Genomic DNA, 6218 nt, shown 5'->3' on the forward strand with positions numbered 1-6218 from the left:
CATGAAATCGCTGCGCATGCTGGCGCTGCTCCTGCTGTCCTGCCTGCTGTGCGCCGGCGCCCGGGCCTCGGTGCTGGCGCAGACGCCGCTGTTCGTCAGCAACATCGCCCCGCCGATGAACATGCTGGTGGTCGGCCGCGACCAGAAGCTCTACTTCCCGGCCTACAACGACGCCTCGGACATCGACGGCGACGGCCAACTGGACATCTACTACAAGCCGAGCATCGACTACACCGGCTATTTCGACTCGTACAAGTGCTACAGCTACGACAGCAGCAACAACGTCTTCGTCCCGAAGAGCGTCACCAGCACCAAGAAATGCAGCAGCCAGTGGAGCGGCGACTTCCTCAACTACCTGACCATGTCGCGCCTGGACGTGCTGCGCAAGGTGCTCTACGGCGGCTACCGCTCCACCGACAGCGCCACCGCCACGGTGCTGGAGCGCACCTTCATCCCCAACGACGCGCACAGCTGGGGCAAGGAGTACCAGAGCGTCACTCGCGACGGCTACAATATCGCCGACTACGCGCCGCTGACCGCGCCTGGCAGCGGCAAATACATCCTCTTCGCCAACACCTCGCGGCCGGCCAGCGGCACGTCCACGCTGACCGGCTACAGCAGCAGCGCCGTGCCCAAGCTGCGGGTGATCAGCAATACCAGCTACCGCATCTGGAACTGGGTTTCGCGGGAGGACCCGCAGGCCACCAACACCATTTCCTCCAGCACCAGCGTCACCCCCAGCCCGGACATGACCGTGCGCGTGCAGGCCTGCGTCAGCGGCCTGCTGGAAAGCAACTGCGTGCAGTACGGCAGCGTCTACAAGCCCACCGGCGTGCTGCACGACTACGGCGCCTCGAACAAGATGTACTTCGGCCTGATGACCGGCACCTACACCAACAACCTGCGTGGCGGCGTGCTGCGCAAGGCGCCGGCCAGCTTCGGCGACGAATACACCGCCAGCAACGGGCGCTTCCTCACCGACTCCACCTCCGGCACCGGCTGCCTGAACTCGCGCTGCTACGTGAACAACAGCGGCATAGTCGCTAACCTCGACCGCCTGGTGTATTACCAGCGCTGCACCGACTCCAACGCCTACAACCTCAACCCGCTGACCAATGGCAAATGCCCGGACTGGGGTAACCCGCTGGGCGAGATGGCCTACGAGGCGCTGCGCTACTACGCCGGCAAGAAGCTCAACAGCAACTACGCGGCGGGCAGCACCGACACCACCCTGGGCCTGTCCAGCGTGGCCACCTGGAGCAACCCCTACTCGACCTATCCGTCGTGCACCCGGCCGTTCATGACGCTGATGAGCGACATCAACCCCAGCTACGACTCGGACGTGCCCGGCAGCACCCTGGGCAGCGACGTGAAGCCCACCGACGACATCGGCTTCGACTTCGCCACCCTGGGTTCCACTCTGTGGAGCAAGGAGGTGGGCGCCAGCGCCAAGGTCAACATCGGCGAATCCTCCGGCACCACCAACGACTCGGCGCCCACCGCCAAGTCCGCCAGCAGCTTCGCCAGCATCCGCGGCCTGGCCGAGGAGCCGACGCGCCAGGGCAGCTACAGCACCGCCGCGGTGAGCTACTTCGGCAGCCAGACGGTGCTGACCACTGCCGGATCGAACAAGGTGCAGAGCTTCTCCATCGCGCTGTCTTCGACCTTGCCCAACATCAAGATCACCACCAGCAAGGGCAGCCTCAAGCTGGTGCCCTTCAGCATGGACGTGACCCAGGGCGTGGTCAGCCAGATCACCGGCTTCTACATCGACACCCTGACCAAGGACAGCAGCGGCAACATCAGCACCATCACCTTCCGCGTGGTCTACGACGACTCGGCCCAGGGCAGCGACTACGACATGGACGCCATCGTGCTCTACACGGTGACGGCCAACAGCGACGGCACCGTGTCGGTCACCTCCAAGACCGAATATTCGGTGGCCTCCTACGAGTCGCACATGGGCTACACCATGTCCGGCACCACCAAGGACGGCGTCTACCTGGAGGTCACCGGCGGCGGCAGCGGGACCACGCGCTACAAGCTCGACACCCCGGACGGCAAGTACCCCGGCGACTGCTCGGCGACCAACGCCAACTGCAGCTACCTGCCGGGCCTGGCGAACAACAGCGCGAGCATCAGCGGGCGTTCCGACTCGCACACCCGCACCTTCACGCCATCCACCTCCACCGCCGTCACCACCCTGCAGGACCCCCTGTGGTACGCCGCCAAGTACGGCAAGAGCGACCTCAGCACCTGGGATACCGACGGCGACGGCACCCCGGACAACTACTTCCTGGTGAGCAACCCGAGCAAGCTGGCCAGCCAGCTGAAGTCGGCCTTCGACGACATCCTCCAGCTCAACGCGTCGGTCACCGCGGTGGCGGTGGACTCGCAGTCGCTGGACGACGGCGACTACGTCTACAGCACCAACTTCAGCTCCAGCGACTGGACCGGCGACCTGATCAAGAAACAGAAGATCAAGACCACCTCCAGCAGCGGCGCCACCAGCACGACCACCACCACCCTGTGGAAGGCCTCGGCGCAGTTGCCCAGCAGCCGCAACATCTACTTCGCCAAGAACGGCAGCCTGACCTCGTTCACCTGGGCCAACCTCAGCAGCGCCCAGCAGACCGCGCTCAACCGCACCGCCGCCGGCGTGGTCGACAGCAAGGGCTCGACCCGCGTGGACTTCCTGCGCGGCAGCAACACCAGCTTCCGCAGCCGTTCCTCGCTGCTCGGCGACATCGTCAACTCCTCGCCGGTGCTGGTCAGCGGCGCCGACTACATCACCGCGCGGGCCGACGCCCTGGAAGGCAGCACCAGCTACGCCGCCTACGCCAGCGAGCAGGCTGCCAAGCCGGCGGCGGTCTACGTCGGCGCCAACGACGGCATGTTGCACGCCTTCAACGCCAGCACCGGGGCCGAGCTGTTCGCCTTCATCCCCAGCGCGGTGATCGCCAACCTGAACATCCTCACCGCCAGCGACTACGGCCAGGACGAAGGCACCGAGCACCGCTACTTCGTCGACGGCACCCCGGTGGTGGCCGACGTCTACTACGGCTCGGCCTGGCACAAGGTGCTGCTCGGCAGCCTCGGCGCCGGCGGCCGCGAGGTGTTCGCCCTGGACATCACCGACCCGGCCTCGCCGAGCCTGCTCTGGGAGTTCACCAGCGACAACGACGCCAGCCTCGGCTACACCGCCGCCAAGCCCAGCATCGCCCGCCTGCACGACGGCAAGTGGGTGGCCCTGGTGCCCAACGGCTACGAAAGCGGCAGCAACAGCGCCTCGCTGCTGATCATCGACATCCAGAGCGGCGCCCTGCTGAAGAAGATCACCGCCACCCCCAGCCTGACCACCACCGACACTGGCGCGCTCGACAGCCTGGCCAACGGCCTGTCGCGGCTCTACGTGGCCGACGTGAACAGCGACGGCATCGCCGACTACGCCTACGCCGGCGACCTGCTGGGCGACCTCTGGCGCTTCGACCTGATCGACACCAGCGCCAGCAGCCCGCTCACCGCCAGCGCCGCCGACGCCAAGTTCGCCGTGGCCTTTGGCGGCAACCCGCTGTACGTGGCGCGCAACGCCAGCAGCGTGCGCCAGCCGATCACCGCGGCGCCGAGCCTGGTCGAACACCCCAGCGGCACCGGCTACATCGTCGCCTTCGGCACTGGCCGCTACCTGACCACCTCGGACAAGACCTCCACCGCCACCCAGAGCGTCTACGGCATCTGGGACCGCAAGACCGCCGGCGAGGCCACCAGCGCCTCGCTGACCGCGGCCAGGACGCGCAGCGACCTGCAACAGCAGACGCTGACCGCCGGCACCACCGACGGCACCACCACCTATACCCTGAGCGAGAGCGACGTCGCCTGGTACGACAGCAGCGGCAACACCGCCGACGCCAACGTCGCCACCTGGGGCTGGTACTTCGACTTCCCGCGCACTGGCGAGCGGCTGATCTACGACATGACGCTGTACGGCTCCAGCCTGATCTTCGCCAGCTCCACGCCGCAGACCGGCACCTGCGCCGCGGGGTTGTCCGGCACCGTCTACGCGGTGGACCCGGAGAGCGGCGGCAAGACCGACTACAACGTCTTCGACCTGAACAGCGACGGCACCTACGAGTCGATATCCGGCTTCGTCACCGACGGCGGCGACATCACCCTGTCCGGCGGCTACACCTGGGGCAACTCCGAAAATACCCTCGATGGCGTGGCCACCAACACCGGCACGGTCAGCGGCCGGCGCAGCTGGCAGGTGCTGCCGAGCGATTCCAACTGAAAGGGCCAGCGATGAAACCTGCACAGCGAAGCCGCGGCTTCACCCTGATAGAAATGATGATCGTCGTGGTCATCCTGGCGATACTCGCGGCCATCGCGCTGCCCAGCTACCAGAAGTACGTGCTGCGCAGCCACCGCGCCGAAGGCCAGGCGCTGCTCAGCGAGGCCGCGGCGCGGCAGGAGCGCTACTTCGCGCAGAACAACAGCTACGCCAGCAGCGCCGCGGCGCTGAACATGACCAGCTACGTCGCCGGCCTGCAGTACTACGGCCTGGCCATCTCCAACGTCAGCGCCTCGACCTACACCCTGACCGCCACGGCCACCGGCAGCCAGGCCAGGGACAGCGAATGCCTGACGCTCACCCTCGACCAGGCCGGCACCCGCGGCGCCACCGGCACCGGCACGGCCAGCAGCTGCTGGCAATGAGCCGGGGCGAAAGCGTGCGATAAGCGAACACTGCGCCACAGGTCGAATTGCGCCGCCCGCCTTCCGGCCTTTAGGGTGGCCGGACGGCAGGCGGGCCAGCCGTCCCCGATCCGGGGTGGCCCGCACGACCGTCCATCTCTGCCGGGCCCCGCCATCCCGGCCCCGGCATAGACTGGACGGGCACGAGCCGCGACGAAGAGCGCGGACGACAACAACAAGAGTGAGTGCCTGTATGCAGAACCTGCTGAGCGAGCGCAGCCGGGTATTCGAGCGAGCCGACCCCTACGCGGTGTCCGGCTACGTCAACCAGCACGTCGGCAACCACGCCCTGCGCATGCCCGCCCACGGCCGCCCCGAGGCCAGCCTCAACCACCGCAAGTTCGCCAGCCTCGACCTCTGCCGCATCCGCTACGGCGCCGCCGTGCGCGTCACCTCGCCGGCGCTGGAGACCATCTACCACCTGCAGGTACTGCTGCACGGCCACTGCCTGTGGCGCGGCCAGGGCCGGGAGCACTACTTGGAGCCCGGCGAACTGCTGCTGATCAACCCGGACGACCCGGTCGACCTGACCTACTCGGACGACTGCGAGAAATTCATCATCAAGATCCCCACCGCGGTGCTCGAAGGCATCTGCGCCGAACAGCGCTGGGCCCACCCGCGCCAGGGCCCGCGCTTCACCGAGAGCCGCTACCGCCTGGGCGAGCTGGAAGGCTTCGTCAACCTGCTGGGCATGGTCTGCATGGAAGCCGAATCCAGCCAGCGCCTGCCGCGCATCGAGGAGCACTACCAGCAGATCGTCGCCAGCAAGCTGCTGACCCTGCTGCAGACCAACGTCAGCCGCGAATGCCTGGCCGCGCCCATGGCCTGCTTCGAGCGCATCGACGACTACATAGGGCGCAACCTGCGGCAGGACATCGACATCGAGGAACTGGCCCGCCAGGCGAAGATGAGCCTGCGCTCGCTCTACGCCCTGTTCGAACGCCACGCCAGCAGCACCCCGCGCCAGTATATCCGCCGGCGCAAGCTCGAACGCATCCGCGCCTGCCTCGCCGACCCCAGCTGCAACGTGCGCAGCGTCACCGAACTGGCGCTGGACTACGGCTTCCTGCACCTGGGGCGCTTCTCCGAAAGCTACCGCCAGCAGTTCGGCGAACTCCCCTCGGAAACCCTCAAGCGCCGCGGCTGAGCCTGGGCGACCCGCACATTCCTGTCCCTCTGCGTAGGGCGCATAACGCCTACGGCGGATAGCCGCGAACGGTTATGCGCCCTGCACCGGAGTGCTTTTCGTAGGATGGCGTTGAGCGAAGCGATACCCATCAGCGCAACCGCATGGGTTTCGCAAGCTCAACCCATCCTACGAAAAGCCACGCTCGCTCATGCCCTGCGGATTTCCAGGGAAATCTCCGCGCGCCCCCAGAAGCGCCCCGAAACACCCCGCAACCCCGCCTGCAAAAACCGGATAACGCTCTGCACAAAGCGGATATTGCCCCCCCCCCCCCCCCCCC

3 protein-coding genes are annotated in these 6218 nt (G+C 66.9%); all 3 read left to right on the plus strand.

The window, feature by feature from the left end; translation table 11 throughout:
- The first annotated feature begins 1 nt into the window (after position 1).
- The 3 genes from RN02_RS20525 (at position 2) to RN02_RS20535 (ending at position 5899) form a co-directional block, all read left to right on the plus strand.
- Positions 2-4288 carry a pilus assembly protein gene (locus tag RN02_RS20525; protein WP_043316306.1) on the plus strand — a complete coding sequence of 1429 codons (4287 nt, stop codon included), beginning with the start codon at positions 2-4 and terminating at the stop codon, positions 4286-4288.
- Between the two features lie 11 nt (positions 4289-4299).
- A complete protein-coding gene (locus RN02_RS20530) occupies positions 4300-4713 on the plus strand; it encodes a type IV pilin protein (RefSeq protein ID WP_043266788.1) in 414 nt (137 codons plus the stop codon).
- Between the two features lie 232 nt (positions 4714-4945).
- Positions 4946-5899: an AraC family transcriptional regulator gene (locus tag RN02_RS20535; protein WP_043316308.1), complete on the plus strand. Its 954-nt coding sequence runs from the start codon at positions 4946-4948 to the stop codon at positions 5897-5899.
- The last annotated feature ends 319 nt before the right edge of the window (positions 5900-6218 follow it).

The sequence above is a fragment of the Pseudomonas sp. PI1 genome (assembly GCF_000812405.1).
In the GTDB taxonomy this organism is placed as follows: Bacteria; Pseudomonadota; Gammaproteobacteria; order Pseudomonadales; family Pseudomonadaceae; genus Pseudomonas; species Pseudomonas citronellolis.

Coding starts and splice junctions, on each gene's coding strand:
- RN02_RS20525 (WP_043316306.1), top strand. CDS start 2: ATGAAATCGCTGCGCATGCTGGCGCTGCTCCTGCTGTCCTGCCTGCTG.
- RN02_RS20530 (WP_043266788.1), top strand. CDS start 4,300: ATGAAACCTGCACAGCGAAGCCGCGGCTTCACCCTGATAGAAATGATG.
- RN02_RS20535 (WP_043316308.1), top strand. CDS start 4,946: ATGCAGAACCTGCTGAGCGAGCGCAGCCGGGTATTCGAGCGAGCCGAC.